Source organism: Streptomyces sp. NPDC002573 (genome assembly GCF_042889625.1).
Lineage (GTDB): Bacteria > Actinomycetota > Actinomycetes > Streptomycetales > Streptomycetaceae > Streptomyces > Streptomyces gibsoniae.
The window spans coordinates 19,441-34,797 of record NZ_JBIARC010000038.1; the positions used below are offsets into that span (position 1 = coordinate 19,441).

Annotated in this window: 15 protein-coding genes; 8 read left to right on the forward strand and 7 right to left on the reverse strand. The window is 72.6% G+C overall.

Annotated elements, in window-relative coordinates; all coding sequences use genetic code 11:
* Positions 1-18: 18 nt before the first annotated feature.
* Positions 19-822 (reverse strand): nuclease-related domain-containing protein, encoded by an 804-nt coding sequence (locus ACFYX0_RS29985; RefSeq protein ID WP_388974661.1) that lies wholly within the window; start codon positions 820-822, stop codon positions 19-21.
* Between the two features lie 97 nt (positions 823-919).
* Here ACFYX0_RS29985 and ACFYX0_RS29990 point away from each other — a divergent pair, with 97 nt between their 5' ends.
* From ACFYX0_RS29990 to ACFYX0_RS30005, 4 genes are all read left to right on the forward strand, one after another.
* Complete coding sequence (locus tag ACFYX0_RS29990) at positions 920-1,426, forward strand: dual specificity protein phosphatase family protein (protein WP_388974663.1); 507 nt, start codon at positions 920-922, stop codon at positions 1,424-1,426.
* Positions 1,427-1,549: 123 nt separating this feature from the next.
* Positions 1,550-2,938 carry an FtsW/RodA/SpoVE family cell cycle protein gene (locus tag ACFYX0_RS29995; RefSeq protein ID WP_388974664.1) on the forward strand — a complete coding sequence of 463 codons (1,389 nt, stop codon included), beginning with the start codon at positions 1,550-1,552 and terminating at the stop codon, positions 2,936-2,938.
* Positions 2,935-4,521, forward strand: a complete 1,587-nt coding sequence (locus ACFYX0_RS30000; RefSeq protein WP_388974666.1) for a penicillin-binding transpeptidase domain-containing protein — start codon at positions 2,935-2,937, stop codon at positions 4,519-4,521. Before ACFYX0_RS29995 ends, ACFYX0_RS30000 begins: the two co-directional genes overlap by 4 nt.
* Positions 4,522-4,594: 73 nt before the next feature.
* The gene (locus ACFYX0_RS30005) at positions 4,595-5,125 is read left to right on the forward strand and encodes a DUF3291 domain-containing protein (protein WP_388974667.1); all 531 of its coding nucleotides are present in this window, start codon (positions 4,595-4,597) and stop codon (positions 5,123-5,125) included.
* A gap of 3 nt (positions 5,126-5,128) precedes the next feature.
* Here the strand turns inward: ACFYX0_RS30005 and ACFYX0_RS30010 are convergent, their stop codons facing one another.
* The gene (locus ACFYX0_RS30010) at positions 5,129-6,043 is read right to left on the reverse strand and encodes an ADP-ribosylglycohydrolase family protein (RefSeq protein WP_388974669.1); all 915 of its coding nucleotides are present in this window, start codon (positions 6,041-6,043) and stop codon (positions 5,129-5,131) included.
* Positions 6,044-6,309: 266 nt separating this feature from the next.
* Between ACFYX0_RS30010 and ACFYX0_RS30015 the strand changes: the two genes are divergently transcribed.
* The 4 genes from ACFYX0_RS30015 to ACFYX0_RS30030 all read left to right on the forward strand — a co-directional run bounded on the left by ACFYX0_RS30015 (position 6,310) and on the right by ACFYX0_RS30030 (position 9,243).
* The gene (locus ACFYX0_RS30015; protein ID WP_355911358.1) at positions 6,310-7,239 is read left to right on the forward strand and encodes a diiron oxygenase; all 930 of its coding nucleotides are present in this window, start codon (positions 6,310-6,312) and stop codon (positions 7,237-7,239) included.
* 86 nt (positions 7,240-7,325) lie between these two features.
* On the forward strand, positions 7,326-8,066 hold the full coding sequence (locus ACFYX0_RS30020; RefSeq protein ID WP_388974671.1) for a TetR/AcrR family transcriptional regulator: 741 nt from the start codon (positions 7,326-7,328) through the stop codon (positions 8,064-8,066).
* 34 nt (positions 8,067-8,100) lie between these two features.
* Positions 8,101-8,418, forward strand: a complete 318-nt coding sequence (locus ACFYX0_RS30025) for a hypothetical protein (protein ID WP_355911352.1) — start codon at positions 8,101-8,103, stop codon at positions 8,416-8,418.
* A gap of 99 nt (positions 8,419-8,517) precedes the next feature.
* Positions 8,518-9,243 (forward strand): coiled-coil domain-containing protein, encoded by a 726-nt coding sequence (locus ACFYX0_RS30030; protein ID WP_388974673.1) that lies wholly within the window; start codon positions 8,518-8,520, stop codon positions 9,241-9,243.
* Positions 9,244-9,264: 21 nt separating this feature from the next.
* Here ACFYX0_RS30030 and ACFYX0_RS30035 read toward each other — a convergent pair whose 3' ends face one another.
* From ACFYX0_RS30035 to ACFYX0_RS30055, 5 genes are all read right to left on the reverse strand, one after another.
* Complete coding sequence (locus tag ACFYX0_RS30035) at positions 9,265-10,500, reverse strand: styrene monooxygenase/indole monooxygenase family protein (RefSeq protein ID WP_388974675.1); 1,236 nt, start codon at positions 10,498-10,500, stop codon at positions 9,265-9,267.
* 76 nt (positions 10,501-10,576) lie between these two features.
* Complete coding sequence (locus tag ACFYX0_RS30040; RefSeq protein ID WP_388974677.1) at positions 10,577-11,224, reverse strand: ATP/GTP-binding protein; 648 nt, start codon at positions 11,222-11,224, stop codon at positions 10,577-10,579.
* The gene (locus ACFYX0_RS30045; protein ID WP_355911340.1) at positions 11,205-11,609 is read right to left on the reverse strand and encodes a DUF742 domain-containing protein; all 405 of its coding nucleotides are present in this window, start codon (positions 11,607-11,609) and stop codon (positions 11,205-11,207) included. The genes ACFYX0_RS30040 and ACFYX0_RS30045 overlap by 20 nt, the downstream gene beginning before the upstream one ends.
* Positions 11,606-12,109, reverse strand: a complete 504-nt coding sequence (locus ACFYX0_RS30050) for a roadblock/LC7 domain-containing protein (protein WP_311692778.1) — start codon at positions 12,107-12,109, stop codon at positions 11,606-11,608. Before ACFYX0_RS30050 ends, ACFYX0_RS30045 begins: the two co-directional genes overlap by 4 nt.
* Positions 12,106-15,069 carry a nitrate- and nitrite sensing domain-containing protein gene (locus tag ACFYX0_RS30055; RefSeq protein WP_388974679.1) on the reverse strand — a complete coding sequence of 988 codons (2,964 nt, stop codon included), beginning with the start codon at positions 15,067-15,069 and terminating at the stop codon, positions 12,106-12,108. The genes ACFYX0_RS30050 and ACFYX0_RS30055 overlap by 4 nt, the downstream gene beginning before the upstream one ends.
* Between the last annotated feature and the right edge of the window lie 288 nt (positions 15,070-15,357).

The window sequence follows — 15,357 nt, forward strand, 5'->3', positions numbered from 1 at the left end:
GTCACGCCCCCCGTCCGGTCACACCCGGACCCAGGTGTGCCGGTCCCGTGCCATCGCGTGCAGGGCCTCCACGTCGGCCGGCTTGAGGACGCCGCCCAGGCGGGCGAGGCCGGACAGGTCGGCGTCCGCCAGCACGCGGATCTCGCGCAGCGGGGCCGTGACCTCCAGACGGGCGGGTTCCGTCACCGCCAGGACCGGATGCACCTCGGCGGTGAGGGCGTACGACGCCCGGTCCGCGTCGGCGCGCACCCGGCGCAGCAGCGGGCTGGGCTCGCCACGGCCCACCGTCACCACCGGGTCGGCCACGAGGACGCGCTGTCTGCGGGCGTGCAGCGCGTGGACGACGAAGAGGCCGCCGGGGCCGATCACCAGGTGGTGGACGCGGTCCCCGCCGGGCAGTGGCACCGAGTGCAGGGTGCGCCAGCCCGCGCCCTCCAGTTCGTCCAGTGCCTCCCCCACCGCCTGCTCGGCGGCGAGCGCCCGCCGCCGGGGGTCGGCGCGCAGCCGGTGCGCGGGCCCCGGGTCGCGGTCCAGGGCGATCAGCAGGGCCTCGCCGGGCCGGTTCGGTGCCAGGTCGTCGTCCGGATGGAGGGAGAGCCGCGCCAGCTCGGCGGGGGTGGGGACGGGCGGCGGCCCCACGGTGACCGGGCCGGTCAGATACGGTCGCAGCACGTCCAGGACGTCCTGCCGCCGGTCGTCGCCGAGCACGTTGACACGGCCCGTCTCGCGGTCGTACCAGGCCAGGTTCCTGCCGTGAGCGTCGCACACGTACAGGCGTTCCAGGCCGTGTCGCCAGGTCGGTATGACGCGCAGTCCGTCCATGCACCATCACCCCATGACCATGGGAACAGGCGGGGTGCTCCAGGGGCAAGAACCCGGTTACCTTTGTGAGCAGTTGGGGACTCGGTGGGAGGCGCCGTTGCGGACCCGCAGAATGCAACCCGAGGTTCCCGCGCCGGACGTCCCGTGGAGCGAGATCGTGCCTGGCCTGTGGATGGGCGGGCACGAGTTCGCGGGACGTTCCGGGCAGCGGGAATTCGCCGTCGTGAGCGACGAGTTCGATCTCGTGCTGACTCTGCTGCGGCTGCCGGGATACGGGCCGGACGCGGGGGTCGAACACCATGTGTGGCCCATTCCGGACGGGCCGCTGGACGGGACGCAGCTCGCGGGTGTGATGCGGCTCGCGCAGACGGCCGACGACGCGCTGGAGGACGGCCGGAGGGTTCTCGTCCGCTGTTACCACGGGTACAACCGTTCGGGGCTGGTCGTCGCCCAGGCGCTGATCCGGGCCGGTCACAGCGCCGAGGAGGCGATCCGGATGATCCGCGCCCGCCGTGGCCCCTGGGCGCTGCACAACGAGCTGTTCGTGGAGTACCTGCGGGCCGGTCTGGACACGGCCCGGCTGCTGGAGGAACTCGCGGAGTGACGGACCTGTCCGGCACGCGGCGGACCACGGTCGAGGGCCGGCGTTGGCGCGACGTGTACCGGAACGGCCCGATTGACCCCCTATAACGGGACATGTCACTCGCACGCTTGCTACGTTCCGCACATGATCGAGCCCGGAACGCGAGGAGCGGAGACGGCGCAGAAGGCCCAGCCGGTGACGGAGGCCCTCGCTCCCGTCGCGCTGCGTCCGCCCCGGCGCCGTGGCATCGAGTGCGCCCTCATCGTCCTCGCCGTCCTGCTCTCCGTGTACGGCTACTGCGCCGTCGGGCTCGCCGACCACGGCAGCGTGCCGCCCGGAACCGTGCGCTACGGCGCCGGGCTCGGGCTGCTCGCGCTGCTCGCGCACGGCGCGGTGCGGCTGCGGGCCCCGTACGCCGATCCGCTGCTGCTGCCGATCGCCGTCCTGCTCAACGGCATGGGCCTGGTGCTGATCTACCGCCTCGATCTGGCGACCCCCGGCGACCGGGCCGCCCCCACCCAGCTGTACTGGTCGACGGTGGGCGTGGCCCTGTTCATCACCGTGGTCCTGCTGCTCCCCCACCATCGGGTGCTCCAGCGCTACGCCTATGTCTGGGTGGTCGCCGCGCTGCTGCTACTCATCCTGCCGATCTTCTTCCCGGCGGTGAACGGCGCCCGGATCTGGCTCAGGATCGCCGGGTTCTCGATCCAGCCCGGGGAGTTCGCGAAGGTACTGCTGGCGGTGTTCTTCGCGGGGTATCTGGCCACCAACCGGCATGCGCTGGTGTCGACGGCCAGCCGTGCGGGACGGCTGCGGCTGCCCGCGGGGCGGGTGCTCGGCCCGGTCGTGGCGGTCTGGCTGCTGAGTGTCGGCGTGCTGGTCCTGGAGCGCGACCTCGGGACCTCGCTGCTGTTCTTCGGCCTGTTCGTGGTGCTGCTGTACGTCGCCACGGGCCGTACCGGCTGGATCGCCGTGGGTCTGGTGCTCGCCGTCCTCGGGGCACTCGCGGTCGGCCGGCTGGAGCCGCATGTGCACAGCAGGGTCGCGGACTGGCTGCATCCCTTCGCCTCGATCGAGGCCGGGCAGGGCGCGGGCCAGCTCGCGCAGTCGCTGTTCGCGTTCGCGGCCGGAGGGGCCCTCGGCACCGGGCTCGGGCTGGGGCACTCGGTGCTCATCGGTTTCGCCGTCAAGTCGGACTTCATCCTGGCCACGGCGGGCGAGGAGCTGGGGCTCGCGGGTCTGTCCGCACTCTTCCTGGTCTACGCGCTGCTCGTGGAGCGCGGCTATCGGGCGGGCCTCGCGCTGCGCGACCCGTTCGGGCGGCTGCTCGCCATCGGGCTCGCGTCGATCGTCGCGCTCCAGGTGTTCGTGATCGCGGGCGGGGTGACGGGGCTGATCCCGCTCACCGGCATGGCGATGCCCTTCCTGGCCCAGGGCGGCTCCTCGGTCGTGACGAACTGGATCATCGTGGCGCTCCTGATCCGGATCAGCGACTCGGCACGCCGCCAGCCCGACGGGACGGCGATGCCATGAGCCTCCCCCCGGATCTCGACGTCACCCGGCGCTGGGAGATCCCCACCATCCGCCGGGCGGCGGCCCTGTGCGCGGTGCTGCTGCTGGCGCTGCTGGTGAACGCGACCCGGGTGCAGATCTTCGAGTCCGAGCCGTACGGCGACAACCCCGCCAACCACCGGCAGGCGATCGACCGCTACGGCCGGCCGCGCGGCGACATCCTGGTCGACGGGCGGTCGGTGACCGGCTCCCGGGACACCGGCGGGATCTTCCGCTACGAGCGCACCTACACGGACGGCCCGCTGTACGCGCCGGTCACCGGCTTCGCCTCGCAGCGGTACGGGACGACGCTGCTGGAGAACACGCAGGACCCGGTGCTGACGGGCACCGATCCGACGCTCTCGCTGTTCCCCCTGTGGAACGACCTGGTGCACAAGCACCCGCCGGGCGGCCAGGTCGTCACCACCCTCAACGGGGCGGCGCAGCGGGCCGCCTACCGGTACCTGGCCGGGCGCACGGGCGCGGTGGCCGCGATCGAGCCGTCCACCGGGCGCATCCTGGCGCTGGTCTCGGCGCCGTCGTACGACCCCGGGCAGCTGTCGGGGGGCTCGGCGTCCACCGCCCGCGCCTGGGCGCGGCTGACCGGGGACTCGGCGCAGCCCATGCTGAACCGGGCGATCCGGCAGACGTACCCGCCGGGCTCCACCTTCAAGGTGGTGACGGCCGCGGCGGCGCTGGACTCGGGGCTGGTGTGGAACCCCGACGATCCGACGCCGTCCCCGGATCCCTACCTCCTGCCGGGCACGACGACCCGGCTGACCAATGAGACGGACGGCTGCACGAACGCGTCCCTGCGCTATGCCTTCGCGTGGTCGTGCAACACGGTGTTCGCGAAGCTGGGCGTGGCGGTGGGGCTGCGGACGATGGCGGCGACCGCGGAGGGCTTCGGCTTCAACGACCCCGGGCTGCGGGTGCCGTTCGCGGTGGCGCCGAGTACGTTCGACCGGAAGCTGGACCAGGCGCAGCTGGCGATGTCCTCGATCGGGCAGTTCGACACGAGGGCCACGCCGCTGCAGATGGCGATGGTCGCGGCGGCGGTGGCGGGCGGGGGTTCGGTGCAGGCGCCGTACCTCGTGGAGAGGACGACGACGAGCGCCGGCGCGACGGTCAGCATGACCGGCCCGCGCACCCGGTACCGGGCGATGAGCCCGATGACGGCGGCGCTGCTGCGGCAGATGATGACGGACGTGGTGCTGGGGGGCACGGGCCGCAACGCGGCGATCCCCGGCGCCGTGGTGGGCGGCAAGACGGGCACGGCCCAGCACGGGGTCGGCAACTCCGGCATGCCCTACGCCTGGTTCATCTCCTGGGCGCAGCCGGACGGGGCACCGGAACCGGCGGTGGCGGTCGCGGTGGTGGTGGAGGACGCGGCGGCCGAGCGCGGGGAGATCAGCGGCGGCGGGGACGCGGCGCCGATCGCGAGGGCCGTGATGCAGGCGGTACTGGGCTCCCGGCCGGGATACGGGCCGAACTCACGCCCGGGGTCCGGGGCGGACCCGCGCACACCGCACGGGAGCAACTCTCTCTCCCCCACGGCCCGTTGAGCAGGCGTCGACCGGGCCCGCATGGCGAGACGGGGCTGCCGCGCACCGGGCACGGCGACCTACCGTTCGGTCCATGACCCACACCGACCGCCCCGCAGCCGCCCATGAACTCGCCCAGGTCAACATCGCCCGCCTCCTGGCCCCGCTGGACTCACCGCAGCTCAAGGACTTCGTGGACGCCCTGGACCCCGTGAACGCGGTGGCCGACGCCTCGGCCGGTTTCGTCTGGCGCCTGCAGAGCGAGGCGGGCAACGCCACGGACATCCCGGTCCTCGGCGACGAGTGGCTCATCGTCAACATGTCGACCTGGCGGGACACCGACGCCCTGACGGCGTTCATGTACCAGGGGCAGCACCGGGAGCTGCTGGGGCGGCGGCGGGAGTGGTTTGCGCGGATCAAGGAGGCCGTCACCACACTGTGGTGGGTTCCGGCCGGACATCGTCCGACCGTGCCGGAGGCCGAGGAGCGCCTGCTGCATCTGCGCGCCCACGGGCCGACGCCGTACGCCTTCACCCTGCGCACCTCGTTCCCGCCCGGGAAGGCGGCGCCGGCGGCCGGCCTGCCCGGTGGGGTCGTCCACGAGGATCCGGGCAGCCCGGTGTGAGCGTCAGCGGACGCGCTCGCCGGGGAGCGGCTCCCTGCGCCGCAGCCACTCCGGTGGTACGCCGTCGAGTCCCGTGGCGGCGGCCACGATGCCGCCCGTGATGGCGCAGGTGGTGTCGACGTCGCCGAAGCCCTCGGCCGTGGCCCACAGGGCGGCCGTGAGGTCGTCCGGATGCCGGGCCGCGGTCCACACGGCGAACGGGACGGTGTCGTCGGCCCTGATCCGCTGTCCGTTGCCGAGGATGTCGGAGGCCTTCCACGGCTCGGTGGCGAAGGGGAGCTCCGCCGCGCGGACGAGACCGTCGCGCACCGCGCTCGGCGGGGTCAGCGAGACCACCGTGTCGATGTCCGGCCGGCCCTGCGCGCTGAGCGCGGCCGCGACCGCCACGGCGACCGCGCCCGCGACGCCCTCGGGGTGGGCGTGGGTGACCTCGGCGGACAGGGCCGCCTGCTCGACGACCCGGGGCAGGTCGGCATGGAACCATGCGCCGAGGGGCGCCACCCGCATGGCCGCCCCGTTGCCGAGGCTGCCCTCGCCGTCGAACAGCTCCCGCGACAACTCCCGCCAGCGCTCGGCCTCGTCGAGCAGCCGGGGCAGCAACTCGTGCATCCCGCGGCCGTATCCGCGGGCCGGGTCGGCGTCGTAGCCCAGCGCGAAGGCCTGGGCGAGGGCCTCCTGGCGGATCTCCCCGTGCTCGTCCAGCACCCGGAGCACGGCGAGGGCCATCGCCGTGTCGTCGGTCCAGTGCCACTCGGGCTCCTCGGGCGTGCGCCGGGCGCGTATCTCCGCCAGCGCCTGCGCGGGGGCACGGAGGAGCGGGAACCAGCGCTCTCCGAAGGCGTCGCCGAGGGCGAGGCCCGCCAGGCTGCGGCGGGCGGCGGCGCTGTCCGCCGTGGGGACCCGGTCTCGAACCTCCACCGTTCAAGCCTCCGTTCACCGGTCACGAGGGAGATGCCCCGGCCGGTCGCGGCGACCGGCATCTCGTCGACCCGCTGATTCTCCTTCGCCGTACGGCGTTCCGCGCCCGGATTTCGGCCGTCCTGCGGTCCTGAGTTCGGCGCCTCCTGGTAGACGCGGCGTCAACAAGTGGCGCCCAGGGGATTGACGCCCTTGCTGACACGCAGTCTCATAAGGCGTGACCGCCGGTAACAGCGGCCCGTACGACGACGTGGTGGGGAACAGCGATGACGACCGTGACCGAAGCCGACGTACTGCGCGACGCGCTCGGCCTGATCAAGGACCGGGAACAGGTGGCCGAGCGGCTGCTCGCCTCCTCCGCCAGGCACTCCTTCGACCCGGACAGCGAACTGGACTGGGATGCGCCCTTCGAGGACGGCAAGTGGTTCTGGCCGCCGGAGCTGGTGTCGCTGTACGGCACCCCGCTGTGGAAGCGCATGGGCGAGGAACAGCGGATCCTGCTCTCCCAGCACGAGGCCGCCTCGCTCGCCTCGCTCGGCATCTGGTTCGAGATCATCCTGATGCAGCTGCTGGTGCGGCACATCTACGACAAGGCGGCCACCAGCGCGCATGTGCGCTACGCGCTGACCGAGATCGAGGACGAGTGCCGGCACTCCAAGATGTTCGCCCGGCTGATCACACACGGCGGCACGCCCTGGTACCCGGTCAGCCGGGTCCACCAGAGCCTGGGCCGCGTCTTCAAGACGATCTCGACGACCCCCGGGTCCTTCACGGCCACGCTCCTCGGCGAGGAGGTGCTGGACTGGATGCAGCGGCTGACCTTCCCCGACGAGCGGGTGCAGCCGCTGATCCGCGGCGTCACGCGCATCCATGTCGTGGAGGAGGCCCGGCACGTCCGTTACGCGCGCGAGGAGCTGCGCCGCCAGATGCTGACCGCCCCGCGCTGGTCGCAGGAGTTCACCCGGATCACCTCGGGCGAGTTCGCACGGGTGTTTTCGGTCGCCTTCGTGAACCCCGAGGTGTACGCGAACGTGGGTCTGGACAAGCGGGAGGCCGTGGCCCAGGTGCGGGCCAGCGGCCACCGCCGGGAGGTCATGCAGACGGGCGCGCAGCGCCTGACCGGCTTCCTCGACGACATCGGGGTGCTGCGGGGAGTCGGCCGGCGACTGTGGAAGGCCTCGGGGCTGCTGGCTTGAGCACGGCGCGCGGGCGGGCGACAACCGGACGCCCGCTTCTCCGGGCGACCGCCCCTTCCCGCAGCGTCCCGATTACGCTGCGGAACATGACCTCCGAGACCCCGGCCCGCGCGTACCGCAGGCTCAGCGTCGAAGAGCGCAGGACCCAGCTCCTCGACGCCGCGCTGTCCCTGTTCGCGCACCGCGCGCCCGAGGAGGTCTCGCTGGACGACGTGGCGGAGGCGGCCGGGGTTTCCCGTCCGCTGGTGTACCGCTACTTCCCGGGCGGCAAGCAGCAGCTCTACGAGGCCGCGCTGCGCTCCGCGGCCGAGGAGCTCCAGCAGTGCTTCGCCGAGCCTCCCAAGGGCCCGCTCACTCGGCGTCTGGGCCATGCCCTGGACCGTTACCTGGCCTTCGTCGGCCGGCACGACGCCGGGTTCAGCGCCCTGCTCCAGGGCGGCAGCGTCGTCGAGACGTCCCGCACCACCGCCATCGTGGACGGGGTGCGACGGTCCGCCGTCGAGCACATCCTCAGCCACATCGGCGCCGAGGAGCCGGGACCGCGGCTGCGGATGACCGTGCGGATGTGGATCACCACCGTCGAGGCCGCCTCGCTGATCTGGCTCGACGAGGACAAGCAGCCGCCGGCCGAGGAGCTGAGGGACTGGCTCGTGGAGCAGTTCGTGGTGTGTCTGCTGTTGACGGCGGGGCGCGACGCGCAGACCGCCGCCGTGGTCCGTGCCGCGCTGGCCCTGGAGAGCGCCGAGGGGCCGGTCGGCGCCCTGGTCCGCCGCGTCGTGCCGGTGCTCGGTGACGCGGGGCACCTGCTCCGGCCCGGTGCCGCGTGACCCGGTCCGCTGCCCGGCGGAGGACACTGGTGCCGTGAAGAGCCAAGACACCCCGTTCGTGGGCGGCCCCCTGGACGGGCGCGTCCTTCCGGTCCTGCTCGGCCTGACCGGCCATCCGCCGAAGACGTACCGCGTCCCGGTCCCGGACGCCGACGGCGGACCGCCCACCGTCCTCGTCTACCGCCGCGTCCCGGCCGGGCCTCCCGGCAGATTCGGACTCCACCCCGGTTGGAAGTACACCTACGACCCCGAGGGGGACCTCGGCGGACGTCAGCGGTGGCCGTGGCCGAAGCCGCGCACGAAAACGGGCGGCACGCCGCACGGCGACGGACCGGACACCACCACCGGGTGACCTCACTGCGCCGACCGGACCACCGGGCGCGCGCCCGGCCGGTGCGCGTCCCATGCTGCCGGTGCGAGGGGGAAGCACACCCGCACCGGAGGTGATCACATGGCGCAGCGGGTGCTCCGCCTGATGTGCGCGGCGGCGGTGACGGCCTCGGTCCTGCTCGCCCCCACGCCCGCGCTGGGGGCTCCGGACCCGTCCCCCGACTCCGGCCGGGCTCCGGACGCGGACCGTACGCTCTCCGATCTGCTGAGGGACCTCCGGGGGACCTATCGGCGAGCCGAACAGGCGACCGAGACCTACAACGTCACCGCCGAGCAGCTGAAGAAGCGGGAGGCCGAGGCCGCACGGCTGGACGGACAGCTCACCCGGGCCCGGCTCGCCCTGGAGGACAGCCGCCGCGCGGCCGGACTGCTGGCCCGGCAGCAGTACCGCAACAGCATGGAGATCTCCTCGTACGTACGCCTGCTGATGGCCCGGAACCCGCAGCTCGCCCTGGACCAGGGCCATGTGATCGCGCAGTTGGCCCAGCAGCGGGCGGAGCAGGTGCGCGACATGACCGACGCCGAGAACCGCGCGGCCGAACGGGCCCGCGCGGCCCACAAGGCCCTCGACGCCCAGCGCGCCCTGACCGACCGGCAGCGGAAGGAACGCGACGCCGTCGAGCGCCGGCTGAGCGACATCGAGAACCGCCTCGCCTCCCTGAGCCCCGACCAGCTCGCCGCCCTCACCGACTACGAGCGCGCCATGGCCGAGACGGCCCGGCAGCGACTCCTGACGCACGAGACGGCCCCGGCGGCGCTGCCGGGGCCGTCCGGGGACGGTCGGTGACGGCCGACGGTCGCAGGCCGGTCAGAGCCCGGCGACCGAGGCCAGGTACTTCTCCGTCAGCTCCGGGTCGTAGAAGAAGTCCTCGAAGTCGGCTGGGTCGTTGAAGCCGTTGGCGAAGCGATCGGCCACCGGGGGGAGGGAGCCCGCCGCGCCGATCAGGTTCAGGACGTGCTCCGGCGGCACGCCGAGCATGGCGTTCGTCCACTTGGTGACGTACTGGGCCACGTCCCAGTAGCGGTCGAAGGTCGCCTGCATCCAGGCCTCGTCGAACTCCTTGTCGCCGTGCTCGAGGATCGAGGCGAGGTAGCTCGCGGCGCACTTGGACGCCGAGTTGGAGCCCTGGCCGGTGATCGGGTCGTTCGCGACGACCACGTCCGCCACGCCCAGGACCAGCCCGCCGCCGGGGAGGCGGCCGATCGGGTTGCGGACGGTGGGCGCGTAGCGGCCCGCGAGGGTGCCGTTCGCGTCGGTCAGCTCGACCTTGGTGGCCCGCGCGTACTCCCAGGGGGTGAAGCGCTCCATGAGCTCCAGGGTCAGGGCGAGGTGCTCGGAGGGGTCCTTGACGCCCTTGAAGACGTCGAGCGGGCCGCCGGGGATGCCCTCCCAGAACAGGATGTCGGCGCGGCCGGAGGTGGTCAGGGTCGGCATGACGAACAGTTCGCCGACGCCCGGCACCAGGTTGCAGCGCACCGCGTCGTAGTCCGGGTGCTCCGGGCGGGGGCCCATACCGTGGACGTAGGCGACCGCGAGGGCGCGCTGCGGCTCGCTGTACGGGGAGCGCGAGGCGTCGCGGCCGAACATCGAGACCAGTTCGCCCTTGCCCGCCGACACCAGCACCAGGTCGTAGGCGCGGGAGAAGTAGTCGAGGTCGGAGACCGCCGCGCCGTGGATGACGAGCTGGCCGCCGCGCTGCGCGAACGTCTCCATCCAGCCGGCCATCTTCACGCGCTGGTCCACCGACTGCGCGTAGCCGTCGAGCCTGCCCACCCAGTCGATGACCCGCTGCGACTCCGGACCCGCCACGGAGACACCGAGCCCCTGGATCTTCGGGGCCTGGGACTCCCAGAAGTTCAGCTGCAGATCGCGCTCGTGCTGAAGCGCCGTGTGGAACATGCACTGCGTCGACATGACCCGGCCGGTGCGGATCTCGTCCGCGGTCCGGTTGGACATCAGGGTGACCTCGTACCCGTGCGACTGGAGGCCGAGGGCGAGCTGGAGTCCGGACTGGCCGGCTCCGACGACGAGTATCTTCCGCATGCGAGTGGTGCTCCTATCAGGACGAGGGGGAGTCGTATGGATCAGCGCGCACCGCGTAGACCCATAAGACGCTCCCTCACTCGGGGGTGACGTCCAGCGCGTGGCCGACCAGGGCCAGGAGGGTCTCGATCACCGAGATCCGGCGCCGCGCGTCCATGATCATGACGGGTATGTGTGCGGAGATCGTGAGGGCGTCGCGCACGTCCTCGGGCTCGAACCGCTCGCTGTCGTCGAAGTGGTTGACCGCGACCACATAGGGCAGGCCGCTGCTCTCGAAGTAGTCGAGCACCGGGAAGCAGTCCGCGAGCCGACGCGTGTCGGCCAGCACCACCGCGCCTATCGCGCCGCGCACCAGGTCGTCCCACATGAACCAGAACCGCTGCTGTCCCGGTGTGCCGAAGAGGTAGAGCACCAGGTCGTCGTCGAGGGTGATACGGCCGAAGTCCATCGCCACCGTGGTGGTGAGCTTCTCCGGCGTCTCGGTGAGGTCGTCGGTCTCCTGGCTGGCCTCGGTCATCAGCGCCTCCGTCTGGAGGGGCGTGATCTCCGAGACGGCGGTCACCAGGGTGGTCTTGCCGACGCCGAAGCCGCCCGCCACCACGATCTTCGTGGCGATCGGGGCGCGCGTGCGGTCCGTCTGCCAGGCCTGGAGGTGCTCCTGCTCGTCGTGGTCGACGGAGAGCGGTGAGACGCCCGGGGAGGCGTCAGAGACGACGGAGTCCACTCAGCACCCTTTCCAGCAGAGCGCGGTCAGGCTGTCCGGGGCCGTGACCGGTTCCGTACACACGGATCTTTCCCTGGTCCGCGAGGTCGCTGAGGAGCACGCGGACCACCCCGAGCGGCATCTTCAGCAGAGCCGCGATCTCGGCCACCGTGCGCATACGGCGGCAGAGTTCGACGATGGCCCGCATCTCGGGCATCACTCGGGTGGCCAGTGAACCATTGGTCAGTTCACGGCGTTCTTCGGGGGCCTCCAGAGCCGCCACGAAGGTCTCGACCAGCAGCACATGGCCGAAGCGGGTACGGCCGCCGGTGAGCGAATAGGGGCGTACGCGGGCGGGTTTGCGGTCGCCGCCGCGCACAGGAAGCTTCTTCGGTGCACTGCTCATCGGGCGCTCCCCGTCGACTGGGCCTCTAGGGACTTGCGCAGTTCGCTGCGGAGTTCCGGCGTCAGGACGTGTCCGGCGCGGCCGACGAAGAGCGCCATGTGGTACGCCACCACGCTCATGTCGCAGTCCGCGGAGCCGTGCACGCCGAGCAGCGAGCCGTCGCTGATGGACATCACGAAGAGGCTGCCCTCGTCCATGGCGACCATGGTGTGCCGGACCCCGCCGAAGTCCATCAGCTTCGCGGCGCCGATGGTGAGGCTGCCGATGCCGGAGACGACGGTGGCCAGGTCGGCCGACGACCCTCTGGGGCCGCCCGGTTTGTCCGCGTGGCCGGCGCGGGCCTGTGCGTTGCGGCCGGGGTCGGATGAGAGGAGCAGCAGGCCGTCGGAGGAGACCACCGCGACCGACAGCAGTCCCGGCACCTCCTCGACGAGGTTCGTCAGCAGCCAGTGCAGGTTGCGGGCCTCACTGCTCAGTCCGAAGGTACTGGGCGCGGTCAACTGCTTGCCTCCTCGACTGTGCCCCCCGATGGATCAACGTCCGGTGCGGTCCCGGGTGTTGCGTTCTGAGGTGGTGCTGCGGGGCGCTGCGCGGGCGCCCTGTTCTCCCCGGTCCTCTCGGTGATCTCCGCCTCGACGTGCTGGTAGCCACGCGCGGCGCCGCGGTGGAAACCGCCGAGCCTGCGGCGCAGCGCATCGGCGTCCACCCCGCCGGCGCGCGGACGGGGCGCGGGGGCGGGCGCGGAGATCTTCGGGGTGCGCTTGGGCAGGCCCTTGTCGGTGAGCCGGGGGGCCTCGGGGTCCGCGGGGTCCTGGGGGGCGGGGGCCGCCGCGGACTCTCCCTCGTCGACGGTGCGTTCGTGGGCGTCGGGGCCTATGGCGTACGGGTCCGCGGCGGGCCCCCCGGTGGCACCTGCGTCGGGCGCGGGCTGCTCCGCCCGGGGCGACGGAAGCAGCAGCTCCATCGTGGTCTCGACGAGGGGCTCCGGGGGCAGGTCCGCGAACTCCTGAGCCGGGACGGCGGGCCCCCGCACGGGCAGGTCGTTCCGTGCGGCTTCCGCGTTCCGTACGGCTTCTTCGCCGCGTGCGGCCTCTTCGCTGCGTACGGCTTCTTCGTTCCGTACGGCCTCTTCGTCCCGTACGAAGCCTTCGCCGGGTACGGCCTCTTCGTCCCCCACGGCCTGCACGGCCTGCACGGCCTGTTCCGCCGCCGTGATCAGCGGGTCCTCGTCACCGCGCGGCTCCTGGACGGTGATCCGGGTGCGGCCGGTGAGGACGTTGGAGTTGGCCTCCGCGTCGGCGCCGGGCAGGGAGACGGCGGCCGCGCCGCCCGGCACCGGGCCCGTGCCCGCCGTGGGTACGGCCGCCGCCGGGGCCGCGGCGAGCAGGGTCTTCGGCAGGACGACGACCGCCGCCACACCGCCCTGCTTCTGCTCGCGCAGCTGGACGCGGACGCCGTGCCGGTGGGCGAGGCGGGCCACCACGTACAGGCCGAGCCCGAGGCCCTCGCCGCCCTCCTGGTCGTACGGCTCGGTCGGGTCAAAGTCGGCGAGCCGGGCGTTGAGCCGGCTCATCCGCTCGCCGGTCATGCCGATGCCCTCGTCCTGGACGGAGAGCATCACCTCGCCGCTCTCCAGCAGCCAGCCGGAGATCTCCACGGTGACGTCCGGCGGCGAGAAGGAGGCGGCGTTCTCCAGCAGTTCGGCCACCAGGTGCGAGAGGTCGTCAGCGACGAAGCCCGCGACATGCGCGTGCGGCGGCAGCGCGGCGATCCGGACGCGCTCGTACCGCTCGATCTCGCTGACCGCGGCCCGCACCACGTCCACCAGCGGCACCGGTCCGGCGTGCTGCTGGACGTGCTCGGCGCCGGCGAGGACCAGGAGGTTCTCGCTGTGGCGGCGCATCACCGTGGCGAAGTGGTCGAGCCGGAAGAGGGTGGCGAGCCGCTCGGGGTCCTGCTCGCGCTCCTCCAGGCCCTCGATGACGGCCAGCTGCCGCTCGACCAGGCCGAGGGTGCGCAGCGCGAGGTTGACGAAGGTGGAGTTGATGCTGTGCCGGACCTGCTCCAGGTGGCCCGAGGCCTCGTCGAGCTGGGCGCGCAGCGCGGCGCGCTCGTCGGCCATGGTCTGGCGCTGGCCGACCAGGTGCTTGCGGTCGGTCTCCAGGGTCCCGAGGCGCTCCTGGAGGGCGACGGCGTGCGCATGCAGGGCGTTGACGGAACGGACGACCTGGGCGAACTCGTCGTTGCGTCCGGTGAACTTCACCGGCTCCTGGCCGGCCGGCCCGGCGGCCAGCCGGGCCGAGCCGAGGCGCAGCACGGCCAGCGGGCGGGTGAGGCTGCGGGCCATGGCCATGGCGACGCCCACGGCGACGAGCATCAGCGCGCCGAGGACGGCGATCCGGATCTCCAGCGCGGTGACGTCGTCGTCGCGCAGCTGCGCCAGGTCCTTGCTCCGGCTCTCGTAGAGCGAGGACTCGACGCCGCGCATCAGGTCGACGCGGGCGGACAGGGCCGCGTCGACCCTCTTGGTGCTCAGGGCGAGGTCGCTGTCGGAGAGCGTGGGCTGGTCGGTGAGGGCGGCCAGGTACTTCTCGGCGGAGGTGACCTCCGGGCCGGTGACCGTGGAGTCGTAGGAGGACTTGGCCGTCTGCGTCGCGTTGTCCTGGAAGTCGGCGACGGCGGCGTCGGAGCGTACGGCGGCCTGCTGGGCGGCGGCGGTGAGCGCGTCGCGCTGCTTGGTGTCGGCGGTCGAGGAGCCGCTGACGGTGGTCGGCAGACCGGTGATCGGACTGATGATCGTCCGGGTGGAGTGCGGGACGTTCAGGGCCGCGAGGAGCAGTCCGCGGGCGGCGGCGGACTGCTGCACGGCGGTGTCCAGCTCGGCGAGCGCGTAGGCGCCGGAGCCCGCGCGGGGCGGGATCTTGCCGGCCAGCTGGTCGGCGAGGGCGTGCAGCTCGGTGATCACGGCGGAGTACGCCCGGTGCACGTCGAGAGCGCCGCTCTTGCCGACGAGCGCCGCTCGCCGTACGGAGCCGACGTCGTCGAGGTCCTTGCCCAGCGGGGCGGGGAGGTCCTGGTCGGCACGCAGGTCCTGGATCTCCCGGTCGACGCGGGCGCTCTGCTGCTCGGCCGGCGTCTGCGACTTGGGGCGCCCCGCGGCCACATACGTGGTGACCGCGTCACGCTCGTCCGCCAGCGCGTGGGCGAGGGTGAGGGCGTCCTGGGTCTGCTGGGCGAGCGTCACGAGGTTCTGGGAGTCGTTCAGCTGCCCGGAGGCGGCGATGACGCTCGGCGCCCCGGCGCCCGCGATCGCGGCGGCGACCACGGCCACCGCGACGATCAGCCGATTGCGCACGTGGGCGGTACGGCCGCTGCCCGTGGACTCGGACGAGACACCCCGTTCGGTGGCCGTCTGCTTGCCTGTGCGCCGAGGCCGCGTCTTCTGCACCGGTGCTCGCATTCCTGACTCGTGTACCCATGGCCGGGTGACGGTCCGTCATCGGGGACGTCGACCCGGTACGACGGCTTCCGACCCTCCCAGTGGCGATGCACAGAGGTCTCGCTTCGCCTGACCCGCCACCCGAAGGAGTGAACATCGCCGGGGAGTTGGCGGGCAAGTTCCTGTGGCCCGTGCGAGTGGCCCGTACAGCGGGCCGGTTGGACGTCGGCGGCACGCTTTGGCAGTATTCGCCACCACGCTTCGCCGGAGTCGATCATTCCATGCCAAACCAGGCGGCTGACCTGGTCG

Coding starts and splice junctions, on each gene's coding strand:
- ACFYX0_RS29995 (WP_388974664.1), top strand. CDS start 1,550: ATGATCGAGCCCGGAACGCGAGGAGCGGAGACGGCGCAGAAGGCCCAG.
- ACFYX0_RS30055 (WP_388974679.1), bottom strand. CDS start 15,069: ATGCGAGCACCGGTGCAGAAGACGCGGCCTCGGCGCACAGGCAAGCAG.
- ACFYX0_RS30020 (WP_388974671.1), top strand. CDS start 7,326: ATGACCTCCGAGACCCCGGCCCGCGCGTACCGCAGGCTCAGCGTCGAA.
- ACFYX0_RS30005 (WP_388974667.1), top strand. CDS start 4,595: ATGACCCACACCGACCGCCCCGCAGCCGCCCATGAACTCGCCCAGGTC.
- ACFYX0_RS30035 (WP_388974675.1), bottom strand. CDS start 10,500: ATGCGGAAGATACTCGTCGTCGGAGCCGGCCAGTCCGGACTCCAGCTC.
- ACFYX0_RS30045 (WP_355911340.1), bottom strand. CDS start 11,609: ATGAGCAGTGCACCGAAGAAGCTTCCTGTGCGCGGCGGCGACCGCAAA.
- ACFYX0_RS29985 (WP_388974661.1), bottom strand. CDS start 822: ATGGACGGACTGCGCGTCATACCGACCTGGCGACACGGCCTGGAACGC.
- ACFYX0_RS30000 (WP_388974666.1), top strand. CDS start 2,935: ATGAGCCTCCCCCCGGATCTCGACGTCACCCGGCGCTGGGAGATCCCC.
- ACFYX0_RS30015 (WP_355911358.1), top strand. CDS start 6,310: ATGACGACCGTGACCGAAGCCGACGTACTGCGCGACGCGCTCGGCCTG.
- ACFYX0_RS30030 (WP_388974673.1), top strand. CDS start 8,518: ATGGCGCAGCGGGTGCTCCGCCTGATGTGCGCGGCGGCGGTGACGGCC.